The following is a 16,705-nucleotide window of genomic DNA, read 5'->3' as shown; positions in this document are numbered from 1 at the left end:
AGCCTCTCACTCAATGTCAATGCAATGCAGCCCAAACGCCCCCGCCTTGCGGTCGGCAAAGTAGGCCTGCAGCGTTTCCTTGACGGTGCGAAAGGCGATCTCGTCCCATGGCACTTCGTCTTCAGTGAACAGGCGCGCTTCGATGGTTTCAAAGCCGGGGTTGAACTGCTCGCTGAGCAAGCTGGCGCGGTAGAAAAAGTGCACTTGTCCCACGCGGGGCACGTTCAGCACGCTGAAAAGCGGGCCCATCTCGATCTGCGCACCGGCTTCCTCGTCGGTTTCGCGGGCGGCGCCTTGGGCGGTGGTTTCGTCCAGCTCCATGAAGCCTGCGGGCAGCGTCCACTTGCCCCAGCGCGGCTCGATGTTGCGCTTGCACAGCAGCACGCGGCCATCAGCCAGCACGGGCACGGTGCCGACCACGTTCAGCGGGTTTTCGTAGTGCACGGTGTGGCAGGCGGGGCACACGGCACGCAGCTTGGTGTCGCCATCGTCGGGCTGGCGGTACACCACGGCGGTGCCGCAGTTGCGGCAGTGTTTGATGGGGCTGCGAAAGGTCATGCGGGGATTTTGAATCAAATCGGCCCGCAGCGCTTGTTGAATAAGCGCTGCCAGCTATGAAATGTGTAGTGCCATAGGCAAAGGGATGCGCTGCGCAGGCCGGCCTGGCTGCACGCATGGGGGCTGGCGTGGCGCTTCAAAATCGCTGCCAGCCCCAGGCTGGTTTACACCAGCTTCAGGCGGATGCTGCCCAGGCCGTCCACCCCACCTTCCAGCACATCGCCAGTCACTACGGCGCCCACGCCTTCAGGGGTGCCGGTGTAGATGAGGTCGCCGGGCTGCAGCTCCCAAGCAGTGGAGAGGTGCTCGATGGTTTCGGCAATGTTCCAGATCAGCTGGGCCACGGTGCTGCGCTGGCGGTCTGCGCCATTGACCTGCAGCCATATGGCGGCCCGGCCCACGTCGCCCGCCTGCGCTGCGGGGGTGATGGGGCCGATGGGGGCGCTGTGGTCAAACCCTTTGCCAATGCACCAGGGGCGGCCCTGCTTTTTCATGTCGTTTTGCAGGTCGCGGCGGGTCATGTCCAGGCCCACGGCGTAGCCGTAGATGTGCTGCAGGGCATCGGCTGCGGCGATGTTCTTGCCGCCTTTGCCAATGGCCACCACCAGCTCAATCTCATGGTGCAGGTTGGCCGTGAGGCTGGGGTAGGGCAGGGGCGTGGTTTCGCCGGGGGCGGTGTACACGATGGCGTCGGCAGGCTTCATGAAGAAGAAGGGCGGCTCCCGGCCGGTGAAGCCCATCTCTTTGGCGTGCTCTTCGTAATTGCGGCCCACGCAATAAATGCGGTGCACGGGAAACTGTGCACCACTGCCCACCACGGGCACGCTGATGACGGCGGCCGGTTGAAATACGTAGCTCATGTCTGCCTTTCCTGGTTATTGCTGGTTGTGTGTTGAATGCGGTCTGAAAACGGGGGCAAAGCATGGGCTGCAGCCATGTCGTTTGCAAGGACTTTGCAGTGTGCCACGGGCTGCGCTGGCTTGCTGTCGCCCGAGCCTCGCAGTGGGCTTGGGCCACCGCTGTGGGCGGCTATCGCCACCAGGGTGGGGCGCTACACTCGCGCGCATGCCAAAGAGCTTCGATTTACACACCGCGCCAGGCCATCTGGTCAGGCGGGCGCACCAGCGGTCGGTGGCGCTTTTCATGGAAGAAGCCGCCGATTTTGATGTGACCCCTGTGCAGTTCGCCATCTTGCATGCGCTGCTGGAGCAGCCAGGCGAAGACCAGGTGACACTGGCTGCTCGCGTGGCGTTTGATGCGGCCACCTCGGGCTCGGTCATTGGCCGCCTGGAGGCCCGCGGCTGGGTGCGGCGCGAGCCCGACACCCAGGACCGCCGCCGCAAGCTGCTGTGGATCACCCCCGAGGGCGAAGCCGCCGTGCTGAAAATGCGCCCCGCCGCCCAGCGGGTGCAAGAGCGCCTGGTGGCACCCCTGACGCCGGAAGAGCAACGCCAGCTCAATGCGCTGCTGACCAAGCTGGTGTTCAGCGGCAACCTGCCGGGGGGCAGTGCCTGCGCAACCTGATAGGCCTGCCGCCCCGCGACGGTCCACGCCACCGCGCCTTCTTTCGTCTTTTGTTGCCTGTCGATGGGCCACTCACCATGAAGCTCTACAACTACTTTCGCTCTTCGGCCTCTTTCCGTGTGCGCATTGCGCTGCACATCAAGGGCCTGCCGTATGACTACCTGCCGGTGCACCTGCTGCGCGGCGAGCACCGCGACCCGGCCTATGCCAGCCTGGTGGGCGATGCGCTGGTGCCCGCGCTGGTGACGGACGAAGGCGCCGTGCTGCCCCAGTCCATGGCCATCATGGAATACTTGGAAGAGTTGCACCCCAGCCCCGCCCTGCTGCCCAGCACCCCGCTGGCGCGTGCCCGCGTGCGCGCCCTGGCGCAAATGGTGGCGTGCGAGATCCACCCGCTGAACAACCCCCGCGTGCTCAAGTACCTGACCGGCACCCTGGGCGCAGACGAAGACGCCAAGACCACCTGGTACCGCCACTGGGTGCGCCAGGGGCTGGAGGCATTTGAGCGCCAACTGGTGCTGCTGGCCACTGAGCGCGCTGCCGCTGGCCTGGCCCCGTCGGTGTATTGCTGGGGCGATGCGCCCACCCTGGCCGACTGCTGCCTAGTGCCGCAGATCTTCAACGGCAAGCGCTTTGATGTGAACCTGGACGGCTTGCCGCTGACCATGGCGGCGTTTGATGCGTGCATGGCTTTGCCCGCATTTCAGCAAGCCCAGCCCTCGGCCTGCCCGGACAACGCGGCGTGACGCGCGCAACAGACGCTGTGCCCACACAGCCTGCCGCATGGGCCCTGCCCGAGCACTGGCTGGTGCCCCAATGGCCTGCACCGCCCGGTGTGCATGCCCTGTGCACGGCGCGCACGGGCGGGGTGAGCCAGGGGCCTTACGCCAGCATGAACCTGGGCAGCCACGTGGGCGATGACCCGCAGGCCGTGCAAGCCAACCGCGCCCGGCTGCAAGCTTTGCTGGCCCAGCGCACACCGGGGGCCCGCCCCGTTTTCTTGAGCCAGGTGCACGGTACAGCGGTGGCCGCACTGAGCGAATCCACCCCCGATGGCACCGAGGCCGATGCCTGCGTGGCCACCGACCCGGGCGTGGTCTGCACCATCATGGTGGCCGATTGCCTGCCCGTGCTGCTCGCCCACCGCAGCGGTGCGGTGGTGGCTGCAGCCCACGCGGGTTGGCGGGGGCTGGCGGGGCAGGGTGGGGTGGGGGTTCTGGAGTCTGCCATGCGCTCCGTTTTTGAACAAAATACGGCGCTAGCGCTTAATGAAAAAGCGCAGGCAGCTATTAAAAATGTAGCAAATGATGGGGCTGGGATTGCTGCTGCGGCTGCCGACACCCTGGCCTGGCTGGGGCCGTGCATTGGGCCCCATGCGTTTGAGGTGGGTGCTGAAGTGCGTGAGGCGTTTTGTGCCCACGCGCCGCAATACACCACCTGTTTTGCCCCGTCACCCACCCAGCCTGGCAAGTGGCTGGCCGATCTGGCTGCGCTGGCCCGTTTGTGCTTGCAGGCCCTGGGCGTCACGGCCATCTACGGCAACGACAGCAGCCCAGGCTGGTGCACCGTCACGCAGTCGTCACGGTTCTTTTCGCACCGGCGGGACACTGCGGTGCTCGGCGGCAGCGGGCGGCTGGCCGCTTGCATCTGGCGCGGCTGAAGCTGCTGCCTCCTCAGATTTGCGCGCCTGGGCTTCTTCATGGGCTGCTTGCTCTGCCATCTCACGCGCCTTGATGGCCCGCTTGCGCGATGGCGTGCCCAGGATGTAGCCCACGATGCCCATGGGCAGCAGGCCATACAGCACAAAGGTCATGATGGCGCCAAACAGGGTGCCCGTGGGGCTGCTGGCCTCGGCCACCGCCATCATCAGGGTCACGTAAAGCCAGGCAATAAGGACAAGGTACATTGGTGTATGTGGGTGAAACGCTGAATGCGGGTTGCCATGCCCCAGGCAGTGGGCAACAATGACTTCAAAGCCCCGTGCGACTGACTAACCTTTGAGGAAGCAGCATGAATTCTGAAGCACTCTGGGCCCAAAGCGCCCAGCAATTCCAACAGATCTTTGGAGACAGCTGGGCCAAGGCACTGCAATCCTTCCAGCACCTGGACTTAGGAGGCGTTCCGGGCAAGGCGCCTTCCGTGCAGTTGGCCCCTGCCAAGCTGCAGGCGCTACAAGATCAGTACATGAAAGAAGCCCAGGCGCTGTGGGCTCAAAGCCTGCAAGGCACGCCCGAGGTGAAAGACCGCCGCTTCAGCGGTGAGGGCTGGGCCAGCAACCCGGTGGCGGCATTTTCAGCCGCCGCTTACCTGCTCAACGCGCGCACCCTCATGGGTCTGGCCGACGCGGTGGAAGGCGACGAAAAAACCCGGGCACGCATCCGTTTTGGCGTGGAGCAGTGGATGGCGGCCATGGCCCCCAGCAACTTCCTGGCCTTCAATGCCGAGGCGCAGAAAAAAGCCATCGAGACCAAGGGCGAGAGCATCGCCAAAGGCATGCAGAACCTGCTGCACGACCTGCGCCAGGGCCATGTGTCGATGACCGACGAAAGTCTGTTTGAAGTGGGGCGCAATGTGGCCACCACCGAGGGCGCGGTGGTGTTTGAGAACGAGCTGTTCCAACTGCTTGAATACAAGCCGCTCACGGCCAAGGTGTACGAGCGGCCCTTCTTGCTGGTGCCGCCTTGCATCAACAAGTTCTACATCCTCGACCTGCAGCCCGACAACTCGCTCATCCGCTACGCAGTGGAGCAGGGCCACCGCACTTTTGTGGTGAGCTGGCGCAACCCCCACGACGAGCTGGCCCACAAGACCTGGGACGACTACGTGGAAGACGGTGCCATGGCTGCGATTGACGTGGTGCAGAGCATCACCGGGGCCGATCAGATCAACGCGCTGGGCTTTTGCGTGGGGGGCACCATCTTGAGCAATGCCCTGGCCGTGCTGGCGGCGCGGGGGCAAGAGCCCGTGGCCAGCGCCACCTTCCTCACCACGCTGATCGATTTCACCGACACCGGCATCCTGGATGTGTTCATCGACGAGGCGTTCGTGAAGTTCCGCGAGCTGCAGATGGGCCAGGGTGGGCTGATGAAGGGGCAGGATCTGGCGTCCACCTTCAGCTTTTTGCGCCCCAATGACCTGGTTTGGAACTACGTGGTGGGCAACTACCTCAAGGGCGAAACGCCGCCGCCGTTTGACTTGCTTTACTGGAACAGCGATAGCACCAACCTGCCAGGGCCGTTTTACGCCTGGTACCTGCGTAATTTCTATCTTGAAAACAACCTGGTGCAGCCCGGCAAGCTCACCGTGTGTGGCGAGAAGATGGACCTGGGGCAGCTCACCTTGCCGGTGTACATCTACGGCTCGCGCGAGGACCATATCGTGCCGATCAACGCAGCCTATGCTTCCACCCAGGTGCTGCCAGGCAAAAAGCGCTTTGTCATGGGCGCGTCGGGGCACATCGCAGGCGTGATCAACCCCCCCGCCAAAAACAAGCGCAGCCACTGGATACGTGCCGACGGCAAACTGCCCGCCACGTTGGACCAATGGCTCAGCGGCGCCACCGAGCACCCCGGCAGCTGGTGGACCGACTGGTCTGCATGGCTCAAGGCCCATGCGGGCAAGCAGGTTGCCGCCCCCAAGGCCTACGGCAAGGGCGCCAAGTTCAAGGCCATCGAGCCCGCGCCGGGCCGCTACGTTAAGCAAAAGTCCTGACTTGAAGGGCTGCGAGAATATTCACCGAGACAACCCCCGCAGGTTGCGGCAGCGTTGAATTGCTGCCGCAGTCTGTGCACCTATTCACCTAGAAAGGACTTTCATGGAAGACATCGTTATCGTTTCTGCTGCCCGCACTGCGGTGGGCAAGTTTGGTGGTTCTTTGGCCAAGACGCCTGCGACCGAGTTGGGCGCTGTGGTGATCCGTGAAGCCATCGCACGCGCCGGGCTGTCGTCCGATCAGATTGGTGAAGTCATCATGGGCCAGGTGCTGGCCGCTGGCGTAGGGCAAAACCCAGCACGCCAGGCCATGATGAAGGCCGGTGTGGCCAAGGAAACCCCGGCGCTGACCATCAACGCCGTGTGCGGATCTGGCCTGAAGGCCGTGATGCTGGCGGCCCAGGCCGTTGCCTGGGGCGACAGTGAGATCGTTGTGGCGGGTGGCCAGGAAAACATGAGCCTGTCGCCCCACGTGCTCAATGGCTCGCGCGACGGCCAGCGCATGGGCGACTGGAAGATGGTGGACACCATGATCGTGGACGGCCTGTGGGACGTCTACAACCAATACCACATGGGCATCACCGCCGAAAACGTGGCCAAGCAATACGGCATCACCCGCGACATGCAGGACGCCCTGGCCCTGGCCAGCCAGCAAAAGGCAGCAGCGGCGCAAGACGCAGGCAAATTTGCCGATGAAATCGTGGGCGTGAGCCTGGCGCAGAAGAAGGGCGACCCGATTCTGTTCAATGCCGACGAGTTCATCAATCGCAAGTCCAACGCTGAAGCCCTGGCCGGCCTGCGCCCCGCCTTTGACAAGGCTGGCAGCGTGACGGCGGGCAATGCCTCTGGCATCAACGATGGCGCTGCCGCTGTCGTGGTGATGAGCGCCAAAAAGGCTGCGGCCTTGGGCCTCAAACCCCTGGCCCGCATTGCCGCCTTCGGCACCAGCGGCCTGGACCCCGCCACCATGGGCATGGGCCCGGTGCCCGCATCGCGCAAGGCGCTGCAGCGCGCAGGCTGGAATGCGGCCGATGTCGATCTGTTTGAGCTGAACGAGGCTTTTGCTGCGCAAGCCTGCGCCGTCAACAAAGAACTGGCCATTGACCCTGCCAAGGTCAACGTCAACGGTGGCGCCATCGCCATTGGCCACCCCATTGGTGCCTCTGGCTGCCGCATCCTGGTGACGCTGCTGCATGAAATGCAGCGCCGTGACGCCAAGAAGGGCTTGGCTGCACTGTGTATCGGCGGTGGCATGGGGGTTTCGTTGGCGCTGGAACGCTAAGTTCTTCGACTGGCTTGATCGTGTCAAGGCCGCGCACCGTGCAAGGTACGCGGCCTTTTTCGTGCCCGTTGTAGCCATGCGACGGCTCAGCTGTTTCCGTGCTTTTTTTCAAAAAGACCACATGCCCCAGTGTTTACCTGCACTGGGAGCACATAAATCTTGGGTAGAGTGGTGCGAGGCAGATCACTAACACAAGGAGAAATCGCATGAGCCAAAAAGTAGCGTATGTAACCGGTGGCATGGGCGGCATTGGCACCGCCATCTGCCAGCGTTTGCACAAAGATGGCTTCAAGGTCATCGCTGGCTGTGGCCCTACACGCGACCATGGCAAATGGCTGGCAGAACAAAAGGCTCTGGGGTACTCGTTCTACGCATCGGTGGGCAATGTGGGCGATTGGGATTCCACTGTGGAAGCCTTTTCCAAGTCCAAGGCCGAGCACGGCACCATCGATGTGCTGGTGAACAACGCAGGTATCACCCGTGACCGCATGTTCTTGAAAATGTCTCGCGAAGACTGGGATGCGGTGATCGAAACCAACCTCAACAGCATGTTCAACGTGACCAAGCAAGTGGTTGCCGACATGGTGGAAAAGGGCTGGGGCCGCATCATCAATATCAGCAGCGTGAATGGCGAGAAGGGCCAAGCAGGCCAGACCAACTACTCTGCAGCCAAAGCGGGCATGCACGGCTTCTCCATGGCCTTGGCGCAAGAGTTGGCCACCAAGGGCGTAACGGTGAACACTGTGAGCCCTGGCTACATCGGTACGGACATGGTCAAGGCCATTCGCCCGGACGTGCTGGAAAAAATTGTGGCCACCGTGCCCGTCAAGCGCCTGGGTGAGCCCAGCGAAATCGCGTCCATCATCGCCTGGCTGGCCTCGGAAGAGGGCGGCTACGCCACGGGGGCCGACTTCTCCGTGAATGGCGGCTTGCACATGGGCTAAAGCCGATGCCGGTGGGCGTGCTGTATGGGCCTGCTCTTTGAGTGAACCCCACAGCCATCGCCTAAGCTACAGGGCTAAGCGCCCAATAAAAAACCCCGCTGAGCGGGGTTTTTTATTGGGCGCTTAGATGACACCGCATGCGGATTGATGCACTTTCGTTGTCAAGCGTGGGCTGGAGCGCGCTTGCGATCGCGTTCATCGTCAGGCCAGGCGTTCAAAATTACGGTGGTTGTCATGCTGAAAAGCTCCTTAGATGGATCTTTAACGCGGCTTAGAAACAGACGGTTGACAGGTCAATCCAGAAAAATGACATCACATCTGCCCATGAAAAAACCCCGCAAAGCGGGGTTTTGAAAGGAGGTAATCTGAAAATGCATCCGTTCTTGGGAACGGTATCCTGCTTCAGCAACGGGCTGGAGCGCGTTTGCGATCGCGTTCGTCGTCGGGCCAAGCGGTGGTGATTGCAGTGATGTTCATACGAGAAAAACTCCTGAGATAGACCTACAACGCACACCGTTTACCTTGGGTTGACAGGCTGCTGCAATATTTTTTAAGGCAGCTGGGCGGTAAGACATAAAAAACCCCGCAGAGCGGGGTTTAAGGAATGAAGGGGGAGGTTCAGGTGCAAAGCGGTCCTGTGAGGGGCCGCATAACGCTTCAGCAGCGCGCTGGGGCGCGTTTGCGATCGCGTTCGTCGTCGGGCCAAGCGGTCAAGATTGCGGTGCGGTTCATACTGGAAAACTCCTGTGATAGACCAACAACGCGCTCGCCGCAGTGCAGGTTGACGCCATTCTGCAAAAAAATGCAACGATTTTGCGATGGACGGGGCTGCTATAAAAAATGCAGCGCTCTACGCCGAATAGGTAAGCGATAGAGCCCGATATGATCGCAAAAAATATACACTTTATTGCATATTACAGTGTGCTGGTGGCGCCCATTTCTTCAAGGGCTCCAGAAACTTCCAGCCACCGTTCTTCCAGCGCCTGGGTTTCATCGTTTCCTTGTTTGAGCCGTTTACCGCAGTCTGCAATCTCTGCAGGGGGCAGCGGTTGTGTCAGGCGTTCTTCCAGGTCTGCGCGCTCGGCAGACAGTGCCGCCAGCCGTTTGTCGATTTGCTCCAGCTCTTTCTTCAAGGGGCGAGCCTTGTCTGCGAGTTGTTGGCGGGTTTGGGCGTCCAGGCGGCGTTGCTCTTTGCTGTCGCGCACTGCAGGGGCTGTCGCCGGTGGTTGGGCTGCTGGGGGCTTGGCCACTTCGGCGGTCTTTTCGGGCACAGGTGCAGGGGTTGATGGTGCTGTGGTCGCCACAGAGCGTGCAGCCACCTCATCCAGGCGGGCCTGCTCGCGCAGGCGCTTGGATTCTTCCAGCAGGTAGCGCTGGTAGTCGTCCAGATCGCCATCAAAGGGCCCCACGACGCCACGGCCCACCATCCAGAAGTCTTCGCAGACCGAGCGCAGCAGCGAGCGGTCATGGCTGACGAGCATGACGGTGCCGTCAAAGTCGTTGAGGGCCATGGCCAGGGCTTCGCGGGTGGCCAAGTCCAGGTGGTTGGTAGGTTCGTCCAGCAGCAGCAGGTTGGGGCGCTGCCAGACGATCATGGCCAGCACCAAGCGGGCTTTTTCGCCCCCGCTCATGGTGCCCACGGCCTGCTTGACCATGTCGCCCGTGAAGTTGAAGGTGCCCAGGTAGCTGCGCAGATCTTGCTCGCGGCTGGGTTGCTTGGCGTCGGCCCCCAGTTCCTTGGCCAGGCGGATCATGTGCTCCAACGGGTTTTCGCTGGGGCGCAAAACGTCGAGTTCTTGCTGGGCAAAGTAGCCGATGTTCAGGCCCTTGCCTTCGGTCACGCTGCCGCCCAGGGCTTTCATGGTGCGGGCGATGGTTTTGACCAGAGTGGATTTGCCCTGGCCGTTGGCGCCCAAAATACCAATGCGCTGACCGGCCAGCACGGAGCGGTTGACGCCCGTGAGGATGGTGGTGGGCGTGCCCTCGTCGTCCACATAGCCGAACGACGCATCGCTGATGGCCAGCATCGGGTTGGGCAGGTTGGCCGGTTCCTTGAATTCAAAGGTGAAGTCGGCTTCGGCCAGCACCGGTCCAATCTTCTCCATGCGTTCGAGCTGCTTGACGCGGCTTTGCGCCTGCTTGGCCTTGCTGGCCTTGGCCTTGAAGCGGTCGATGAACTTCTGCAGGTGGGCCATCTTTTCCTGTTGCTTGGAGAAGCTGGCCTGTTGCAGTTCAAGCTGCTGGGCGCGCAATTCTTCGAACTTGCTGTAGTTGCCGCCGTAGCGGTTCAACTCGCCTTGCTGGATTTGTAGGGTGACGTTGGTAATGGCATCGAGGAACTCGCGGTCGTGGCTGATCACGATCATGGTGCCTGCATAGCGCTTGAGCCAGGCTTCAAGCCAGACCAGGGCGTCCAAGTCCAAGTGGTTGGTGGGCTCGTCCAGCAGCAATAAATCGCTGGGGCACATCAGTGCGCGGGCCAGTTGCAGGCGCATGCGCCAGCCACCCGAAAAGCTGTTGACGGGGTGGTCCAGTTCGCTGACGCGAAAGCCCAGGCCCAAAATCAATGCCTGTGCCCGTGCTACGGCATCGTGGGCGCCGGCGTCGTGCAGGTCTGAATAGGCATGGGCGATGGCCATGCCGTCGTCGCTGGCTTCTGCGTCGAGCAACTGTTGCTGGACTTCGGCCAGGCGGGTATCGCCCTCCAGCACAAAGTCGGTGGCCGATTGGTCGGTCTCGGGCATGTTCTGCGCCACCTCGGCCATGCGCCAGCTGCTGGGGATGTGGAAGTCTCCGCCGTCTTCATGGAGTTTGCCGCTGAGCAAGGCAAACAGGCTCGACTTGCCTGCACCATTGCGGCCTACGAGGCCCACGTTTTCGCCAGGGTTGATGGTGGCGGAAACGCTGTCGAGCACGACTTTGGCGCCGCGTCGCAAGGTAACGTTCTTGAGGGTGATCATCCGGAGTTCAGAAAAAAGCGCACCCGCACGGGGCGGGTGGCGTTAAGAAGCTGGGGCTAAAGGCTGCCTTATAGGGGCAACCGACGCAAAAAAGGGGGCCCGTAACCCTCTATTGTGCCGTGAGCCGGGATTGGGCGGTCAAGGCCTGCCGAGTCACCAGCAAAACCTGGTCTTCACCCGCGCTGGTATTCAGCCAAAACACAGGCAATGTGGGAAAGGCTGCTTCAAAGAATTCGCGCTCGTTGCCGATCTCGAGCACAAGCACGGCATGTTCACTCATGCGCGAAGGGGCGTCTTGCAGCAGTTGGCGGATGAAGTCCATGCCGTCAGTGCCACCCGCCAGCGCCAGCTCAGGCTCGGCCCGGTATTCTGCCGGCAGGCTAGACATGCTTTGGGCGTTAACGTAAGGCGGGTTGCACAGAATCAAATCCCAAGGACCGGGCAGTGCGGACAAGCCATCTGACAACTGCAGCGTGATGCGCGACGCCAAGTCATGTTTGTCCACGTTGATGCGCGCCACCGCCAGTGCATCGGAAGAAATGTCGGCGCCGGTGACTTCAATGTCGGGATAAGCCATGGCCGCCAACACAGCCAGGCTCCCGTTGCCGGTGCACAGGTCCAGTACGCGGCGTGTGTGTTCACCCAAAAAATCGTCAATGCTGCCGTCGGCCAGCAACTCGGCAATGAAGCTGCGCGGCACGATGGCGCGCTCATCCACGTAGAACGGTACGCCTTGCAGCCAAGCCTCCTGGGTCAGGTATGCGGCGGGTTTGCGGGTATGGATTCGCTGCTCCAGCAATGCCGCCACCGCGGCCTGCTCGTCTGCGGACACACTGCGCTGCGCTTCGGAGTCCGATGCCTCTGACAAGTCGGTGTCCAGTGGCAAGCCCAGGCGCCACAGCACCAGCCAGGCGGCCTCATCTTGCGCATTGGTGGTGCCATGGCCAAACGCCAGGCCTGCAGATTGCAGCTGGTGTGCGGCCTGCGCGACGAGTGCAGACAGTGTGATGGGGGCGCTCATGCGGCCACCGCCGCACGGTCCAGGGCTTGGGTGCGCAGGTTTTCCAGCGTGCGGCGGTAGATGTTTTTGAGTGGCTCGATGTCGGCCACCACCACATGCTCATCGATTTTGTGGATGGTGGCGTTGGGCGGGCCGAGTTCAATCACTTGAGGGCAGATCTGGGCAATGAAGCGCCCATCGCTGGTACCGCCAGTGGTGGACAGTTCGGTGGTCAGCCCTGTCTCGCCCAAGATGGCTTGCTGCGCTGCCTCGACCAATTCACCCGGCGTGGTGAGGAAGGGTTGCCCGCCCAGCGTCCAGCGCAGGTCGTATTCCAGGCCATGGCGGTCCAGCACGGCGTGCATACGCTGCTGCAGGCCGTCGGCGGTGGATTCGGTCGAAAAACGGAAGTTGAAGTCGATCACCACGTCACCCGGGATGATGTTGGTGGCGCCTGTGCCGCCGTGGATATTGCTGACCTGCCAGCTGGTGGGCGGGAAGAAGGCATTGCCTTGGTCCCACTCAGTGGCTGCCAGCTCTGCCAGGGCGGGCATGGCTTGGTGAATGGGGTTGCGCGCCAGTTGCGGGTAGGCGATGTGCCCCTGGATGCCGCGCACGGTGAGCTTGCCGCTGAGCGTGCCACGGCGGCCATTCTTGATCATGTCGCCCGTGCGCTCGACCGAGGTGGGCTCGCCCACGATGCAATAGTCCAGCACTTCGCCCCGCGCCTTGAGTTGCTCCACTACCACCTTGGTGCCGTCGACCGATGGGCCTTCCTCGTCGCTGGTCAGCAAGAAGGCCATGTGCAGGGGCGCATCCGGCGAAGCCGTCAGAAACTCTTCGACCGCCACTACAAAGGCGGCGATCGAGGTTTTCATGTCACTGGCGCCTCGGCCATACAGCTTGCCGTCTTTGTGCGTCGGCGTGAACGGGTCACTGTTCCACTGGGCCAAGGGACCCGTGGGAACCACATCGGTATGGCCTGCGAATACTATGGTTTTGATAGCTGCTTGCGCTTTTGTGGAGTGCGCTGCAGGCCTTTTTGCCCATAAGTTGCTGACCCGAAAGTCTGCGGGGCCACTGTCCAGCCGTTCACACACAAAGCCCAGGGGCTGCAAGCGCGCTGCCAGCAGTTCAAGGCAGCCCTCGTCCAAAGGCGTGACGGAGGGCAGGGAGATCAGCTGTTCAGCCAGTTGCAGGGTACGGGTCATTGGCAATCACAAGGTTTCGAGGGGCGCTGTGCCGTTGCGGCTCAGCCGCCTTTGACGTCCAGCACGATCTCGGTGAACGAGGGCTGGTCATCGGGGGTGTCGCGGGCTTCTTTTTGCGCCTTGGCGGCATTGGCGGCCAGGGCAAAGTCGTTTTGCAGGCGCCACATCAGGTTGGTTGGTGAATCCGCGTAGGCCATGCCTTCCTTGCGGTCGATCTTTTTTTCCACGATCAGGTGGGCCAGCGCTTCTTCAAAGGTCTGCGAGCCTTCGGCCATGGATTTTTCCATGGCCTCTTTGACGCCAGAAAAGTCGCCTTTTTCCACCAGATCAGACACCAGTTTGGTGTTCAGCATCACCTCCACCGCTGGCACGCGGCCGCCGTCGGTGGTGCGCACCAGGCGCTGTGAGATGACGCCTTTGAGTGCTGAAGCCAGGTCGCCCAGCATGGTGGGGCGCACTTCCACGGGGTAGAAGCTCAAGATGCGATTGAGGGCCTGGTAGCTGTTATTGCCGTGCAGGGTGGCCAGGCACAGGTGACCGGATTGCGCATAGGCAATGGCCGAGGACATGGTTTCACGGTCGCGGATTTCGCCAATCAAGATCACATCGGGGGCCTGGCGCAGCGCGTTTTTGAGCGCGGTTTGCAGTGACTGGGTGTCGCTGCCAATTTCGCGCTGGTTCACGATCGATTTCTTGTTGCGGAACTGGTATTCCACAGGGTCTTCGATGGTGAGGATGTGCCCCGACATGGCGGCGTTGCGCGTGTCGATCATCGACGCCAGCGTCGTGCTTTTGCCAGAGCCCGTAGCGCCCACCACCAGAATCAGGCCGCGCTTTTCCATGATCAGCTCGGTGAGTACCGGGGGCAGGTTCAGCGTAGAGAACTCCGGGATCTGCTGCGAGATGAAGCGAATCACCACCGCGTAGCTGCCGCGCTGGCGCATGGCGCTGACGCGAAAGCGCCCCACACCATTGAGCGGCACGCCCATGTTCAACTCACCCGTTTCTTCCAGCTCTTCGATGCGTTCTGCGGGAACGATTTCAGACAGCAGGTTGCGCGGTGCATCCGGCGGAAGGATCTGGTTGTTGATCGGGATGCACTCGCCGTTAATTTTGATCAGCGCCGGGGCGTTGGCAGACAGGTAAACGTCTGACGCTTTTTTCTCGCTCATCAGGCGAAGAATCCGCTCCATCGTACTCATGGTGTATCCCTCTCGTATCGGTCTGCCAACAGCCTCAGCGGGCTTTGTTCAAATTTTCGGCGGCAATCACGCGGGCGCGTCGCAGTTGGGCGAAATCAGTCGCGCAGCAAGTCGTTGATGCTGGTCTTGGAGCGCGTTTGCGCATCGACCTGCTTGACGATGATGGCGGCATACATGCTGTAAGGCGCGCCGTTGGCGGCCGTCTTGGGCAGGTTGCCACTGACCACCACGGAGCCAGCAGGCACGCGGCCATAGCTGATCTCGCCGGTGGCTCGGTTGAAGATGGGGGTGCTTTGGCCCAGGTACACGCCCATGCCCAGCACCGAGTTTTCTTCGACCACAACGCCTTCGACCACTTCAGAGCGGGCGCCGATGAAGCAGTTGTCTTCAATGATGGTGGGGCCTGCTTGCAGTGGTTCCAGCACGCCACCAATGCCTACGCCACCCGACAGGTGAACGCCTGCGCCGATCTGTGCGCACGAACCCACGGTGGCCCACGTGTCCACCATGGTGCCTTCGCCCACGTAGGCGCCGATGTTGACGTAAGAAGGCATCAGGATGGCGCCCTTGGCGATGTAGCTGCCACGGCGTGCCACGGCTGGAGGCACCACGCGCACGCCAGTGGCCTTGAGTTCATCAGCGCTCAGGTGCGCAAACTTGGTTTGCACCTTGTCGTAGAAGGTCAGGTCGCCCGACTGGATCACTTCGTTGTCTTTGAGGCGGAAGGACAGCAGCACAGCCTTCTTGATCCATTGGTGCACGGTCCATTGGCCGACGGCTTCACGTGTTGCCACGCGCAGGGTGCCGTTGTTCAGTTCGGCAATCACCTGGTCCACGGCATCGACCACTTCCTTGGGGGCGGACGCTGGGGAGAGGCTGGCACGGTTTTCCCATGCGGTTTCAATGGTGTTTTGCAGTTGTTGGCTCATGTTGTTCAAGCAGTACGGGATTGGATGAATTGGACGATGCGCAGCGCGGCTTCCACGCATTCTTCGGTGTCGGCCACCAGGGCCATGCGCACGCGCTGGGCACCGGGGTTGCTGCCCTGGGCCTCGCGGGCCAGGTAGCTGCCAGGCAGCACCGTGACATTGTATTGAGCCAAAAGCGCCTTCGCGAATTCGGCGTCGGTCATGCCCAGTGCGTCGGGCACTTTGGCCCAGAGGTAAAAGCCGGCGTCGGGCAGGGCCACCTCCATCACACCCGCCAGCAGCGGGGTGACCTGGGCAAACTTCTTGCGGTACAGGGCGCGGTTTTGCACCACATGCTCTTCATCGGCCCAGGCGGCAATGCTGGCTTCTTGCACGATAGGGCTCATGGCGCTGCCGTGGTAGGTGCGGTAGAGCAAGAAGCTCTTCATCAGGGCCGCATCGCCCGCCACAAAGCCGCTGCGCAGGCCCGGCACGTTGCTGCGCTTGGACAGGCTGGTGAAGGAGATCAGGTTTTTGAAATCGTGGCGCCCCAGCTTGTGAGCAGCTTCGAGTCCACCCAACGGCGGCTCGTCACGGAAGTAGATTTCGCTGTAGCACTCGTCCGATGCGATCACAAAGCCGTACCGGTCACTCAGCGCAAACAGTTTGTGCCACTCGCTCAGTGGCATGACAGCCCCGGTGGGGTTGCCGGGCGAGCACACAAAAATCAGCTGTGTGCGCTTCCAGACCTCTTGCGGAACGCTGTCCCAATCCACCGCAAAGTTGCGCGCCGGATCGCTGGGCGCATAGTAGGGCGTTGCCCCCGCCAGCAAAGCAGCGCCCTCATAGATTTGATAGAACGGGTTGGGGCACACCACAACAGGGTCGGGCTGGGCTGCATCCACCACCGTTTGCGCAAAGGCAAACAGGGCTTCGCGGGAGCCATTGATAGGCAGCACCTGGGTGGCTGGGCTCAGCGTAAGCTGGTAACGGCGGACAATCCAATCGGTGAATGCCGTGCGAAGGCGAATATCCCCTGCGGTGGCGGGGTAGCTAGCCAATCTCTCCAAATTGTTGCAAAGTGTGTCTTTGATGAATTGCGGCGTGGGGTGGCGAGGCTCTCCCATGCCCAGGCTGATGGGTGAGTAGTGGGCTGGAGGCGTAACCTCAGCGAAAAGTTGCCGCAACCTTTCAAACGGATAAGGCTGCAAGTGAGAGAGCAGGGAATTCATGGGGTTGCATTATGGTGGATGCATGCACTACCTTGATTGCGTCATGGAAGGCTGTTTGCGGGTGGGCACTGGGGGCGTTTCTCCAGTCGCACCCAGACGGCGTGATTAAAACCTTGGGGCTGGATTGGGGTTTGGTTGTGGTTTCTGTGGCCTATCGTTTACCCGCCCACCTC

General features: G+C 61.7%; 15 protein-coding genes. 6 read left to right on the top strand and 9 right to left on the bottom strand.

The window, feature by feature from the left end; translation table 11 throughout:
* Nucleotides 1-6: 6 nt before the first annotated feature.
* Nucleotides 7-558 carry an NUDIX hydrolase gene (locus tag CLU86_RS07645; RefSeq protein ID WP_099655540.1) on the bottom strand — a complete coding sequence of 184 codons (552 nt, stop codon included), beginning with the start codon at nucleotides 556-558 and terminating at the stop codon, nucleotides 7-9.
* 164 nt (nucleotides 559-722) lie between these two features.
* Nucleotides 723-1,418, bottom strand: a complete 696-nt coding sequence (locus tag CLU86_RS07640; protein WP_099741193.1) for a fumarylacetoacetate hydrolase family protein — start codon at nucleotides 1,416-1,418, stop codon at nucleotides 723-725.
* Nucleotides 1,419-1,701: 283 nt separating this feature from the next.
* Here CLU86_RS07640 and CLU86_RS07635 point away from each other — a divergent pair, with 283 nt between their 5' ends.
* From CLU86_RS07635 to CLU86_RS07625, 3 genes are all read left to right on the top strand, one after another.
* A complete protein-coding gene (locus CLU86_RS07635; protein WP_233194868.1) occupies nucleotides 1,702-2,082 on the top strand; it encodes a MarR family winged helix-turn-helix transcriptional regulator in 381 nt (126 codons plus the stop codon).
* Nucleotides 2,083-2,159: 77 nt separating this feature from the next.
* Nucleotides 2,160-2,828: a maleylacetoacetate isomerase gene (gene maiA / locus CLU86_RS07630; protein WP_099655537.1), complete on the top strand. Its 669-nt coding sequence runs from the start codon at nucleotides 2,160-2,162 to the stop codon at nucleotides 2,826-2,828.
* A complete protein-coding gene (locus CLU86_RS07625; protein WP_233194866.1) occupies nucleotides 2,825-3,742 on the top strand; it encodes a polyphenol oxidase family protein in 918 nt (305 codons plus the stop codon). Before maiA ends, CLU86_RS07625 begins: the two co-directional genes overlap by 4 nt.
* Here the strand turns inward: CLU86_RS07625 and CLU86_RS07620 are convergent.
* Nucleotides 3,662-3,988, bottom strand: a complete 327-nt coding sequence (locus CLU86_RS07620) for a hypothetical protein (RefSeq protein WP_099741191.1) — start codon at nucleotides 3,986-3,988, stop codon at nucleotides 3,662-3,664. The genes CLU86_RS07625 and CLU86_RS07620 overlap by 81 nt on opposite strands.
* A 104-nt stretch (nucleotides 3,989-4,092) precedes the next feature.
* Here CLU86_RS07620 and CLU86_RS07615 point away from each other — a divergent pair, with 104 nt between their 5' ends.
* From CLU86_RS07615 to phbB, 3 genes are all read left to right on the top strand, one after another.
* Nucleotides 4,093-5,793 (top strand): alpha/beta hydrolase, encoded by a 1,701-nt coding sequence (locus tag CLU86_RS07615; RefSeq protein ID WP_099741190.1) that lies wholly within the window; start codon nucleotides 4,093-4,095, stop codon nucleotides 5,791-5,793.
* A 103-nt stretch (nucleotides 5,794-5,896) separates the two neighbouring features.
* The gene (locus CLU86_RS07610) at nucleotides 5,897-7,075 is read left to right on the top strand and encodes an acetyl-CoA C-acetyltransferase (protein WP_099655534.1); all 1,179 of its coding nucleotides are present in this window, start codon (nucleotides 5,897-5,899) and stop codon (nucleotides 7,073-7,075) included.
* 206 nt (nucleotides 7,076-7,281) lie between these two features.
* Nucleotides 7,282-8,019 (top strand): acetoacetyl-CoA reductase, encoded by a 738-nt coding sequence (phbB, locus tag CLU86_RS07605; RefSeq protein WP_099655533.1) that lies wholly within the window; start codon nucleotides 7,282-7,284, stop codon nucleotides 8,017-8,019.
* 914 nt (nucleotides 8,020-8,933) lie between these two features.
* On the opposite strand, the gene CLU86_RS07600 is transcribed toward phbB, so the two are convergent.
* From CLU86_RS07600 to dapC, 6 genes are all read right to left on the bottom strand, one after another.
* Nucleotides 8,934-10,979: an ABC-F family ATP-binding cassette domain-containing protein gene (locus CLU86_RS07600; RefSeq protein WP_099741189.1), complete on the bottom strand. Its 2,046-nt coding sequence runs from the start codon at nucleotides 10,977-10,979 to the stop codon at nucleotides 8,934-8,936.
* Between the two features lie 109 nt (nucleotides 10,980-11,088).
* On the bottom strand, nucleotides 11,089-12,000 hold the full coding sequence (gene prmB, locus CLU86_RS07595) for a 50S ribosomal protein L3 N(5)-glutamine methyltransferase (RefSeq protein WP_099741188.1): 912 nt from the start codon (nucleotides 11,998-12,000) through the stop codon (nucleotides 11,089-11,091).
* Nucleotides 11,997-13,190, bottom strand: a complete 1,194-nt coding sequence (gene dapE / locus CLU86_RS07590; protein WP_099741187.1) for a succinyl-diaminopimelate desuccinylase — start codon at nucleotides 13,188-13,190, stop codon at nucleotides 11,997-11,999. Before dapE ends, prmB begins: the two co-directional genes overlap by 4 nt.
* Before the next feature lie 41 nt (nucleotides 13,191-13,231).
* A complete protein-coding gene (locus CLU86_RS07585) occupies nucleotides 13,232-14,392 on the bottom strand; it encodes a PilT/PilU family type 4a pilus ATPase (protein ID WP_099655529.1) in 1,161 nt (386 codons plus the stop codon).
* Between the two features lie 95 nt (nucleotides 14,393-14,487).
* Nucleotides 14,488-15,321 (bottom strand): 2,3,4,5-tetrahydropyridine-2,6-dicarboxylate N-succinyltransferase, encoded by an 834-nt coding sequence (gene dapD, locus CLU86_RS07580; RefSeq protein WP_099743398.1) that lies wholly within the window; start codon nucleotides 15,319-15,321, stop codon nucleotides 14,488-14,490.
* 5 nt (nucleotides 15,322-15,326) lie between these two features.
* Nucleotides 15,327-16,532: a succinyldiaminopimelate transaminase gene (dapC, locus tag CLU86_RS07575; protein WP_099741186.1), complete on the bottom strand. Its 1,206-nt coding sequence runs from the start codon at nucleotides 16,530-16,532 to the stop codon at nucleotides 15,327-15,329.
* Between the last annotated feature and the right edge of the window lie 173 nt (nucleotides 16,533-16,705).

It is taken from the genome of Acidovorax sp. 62 (assembly GCF_002754495.1).
Lineage (GTDB): Bacteria > Pseudomonadota > Gammaproteobacteria > Burkholderiales > Burkholderiaceae_C > Acidovorax.
This window is presented reverse-complemented; position numbering and strand designations above follow the sequence as displayed.

Bases quoted from the DNA above. Each gene is read 5' to 3' on its own strand.
- CLU86_RS07645 (WP_099655540.1), bottom strand. From the start codon at position 558: ATGACCTTTCGCAGCCCCATCAAACACTGCCGCAACTGCGGCACCGCC.
- CLU86_RS07640 (WP_099741193.1), bottom strand. From the start codon at position 1,418: ATGAGCTACGTATTTCAACCGGCCGCCGTCATCAGCGTGCCCGTGGTG.
- CLU86_RS07635 (WP_233194868.1), top strand. From the start codon at position 1,702: ATGGAAGAAGCCGCCGATTTTGATGTGACCCCTGTGCAGTTCGCCATC.
- maiA (WP_099655537.1), top strand. From the start codon at position 2,160: ATGAAGCTCTACAACTACTTTCGCTCTTCGGCCTCTTTCCGTGTGCGC.
- CLU86_RS07620 (WP_099741191.1), bottom strand. From the start codon at position 3,988: ATGTACCTTGTCCTTATTGCCTGGCTTTACGTGACCCTGATGATGGCG.
- CLU86_RS07615 (WP_099741190.1), top strand. From the start codon at position 4,093: ATGAATTCTGAAGCACTCTGGGCCCAAAGCGCCCAGCAATTCCAACAG.
- CLU86_RS07610 (WP_099655534.1), top strand. From the start codon at position 5,897: ATGGAAGACATCGTTATCGTTTCTGCTGCCCGCACTGCGGTGGGCAAG.
- phbB (WP_099655533.1), top strand. From the start codon at position 7,282: ATGAGCCAAAAAGTAGCGTATGTAACCGGTGGCATGGGCGGCATTGGC.
- CLU86_RS07600 (WP_099741189.1), bottom strand. From the start codon at position 10,979: ATGATCACCCTCAAGAACGTTACCTTGCGACGCGGCGCCAAAGTCGTG.
- prmB (WP_099741188.1), bottom strand. From the start codon at position 12,000: ATGAGCGCCCCCATCACACTGTCTGCACTCGTCGCGCAGGCCGCACAC.
- dapE (WP_099741187.1), bottom strand. From the start codon at position 13,190: ATGACCCGTACCCTGCAACTGGCTGAACAGCTGATCTCCCTGCCCTCC.
- CLU86_RS07585 (WP_099655529.1), bottom strand. From the start codon at position 14,392: ATGAGTACGATGGAGCGGATTCTTCGCCTGATGAGCGAGAAAAAAGCG.
- dapD (WP_099743398.1), bottom strand. From the start codon at position 15,321: ATGAGCCAACAACTGCAAAACACCATTGAAACCGCATGGGAAAACCGT.
- dapC (WP_099741186.1), bottom strand. From the start codon at position 16,532: ATGAATTCCCTGCTCTCTCACTTGCAGCCTTATCCGTTTGAAAGGTTG.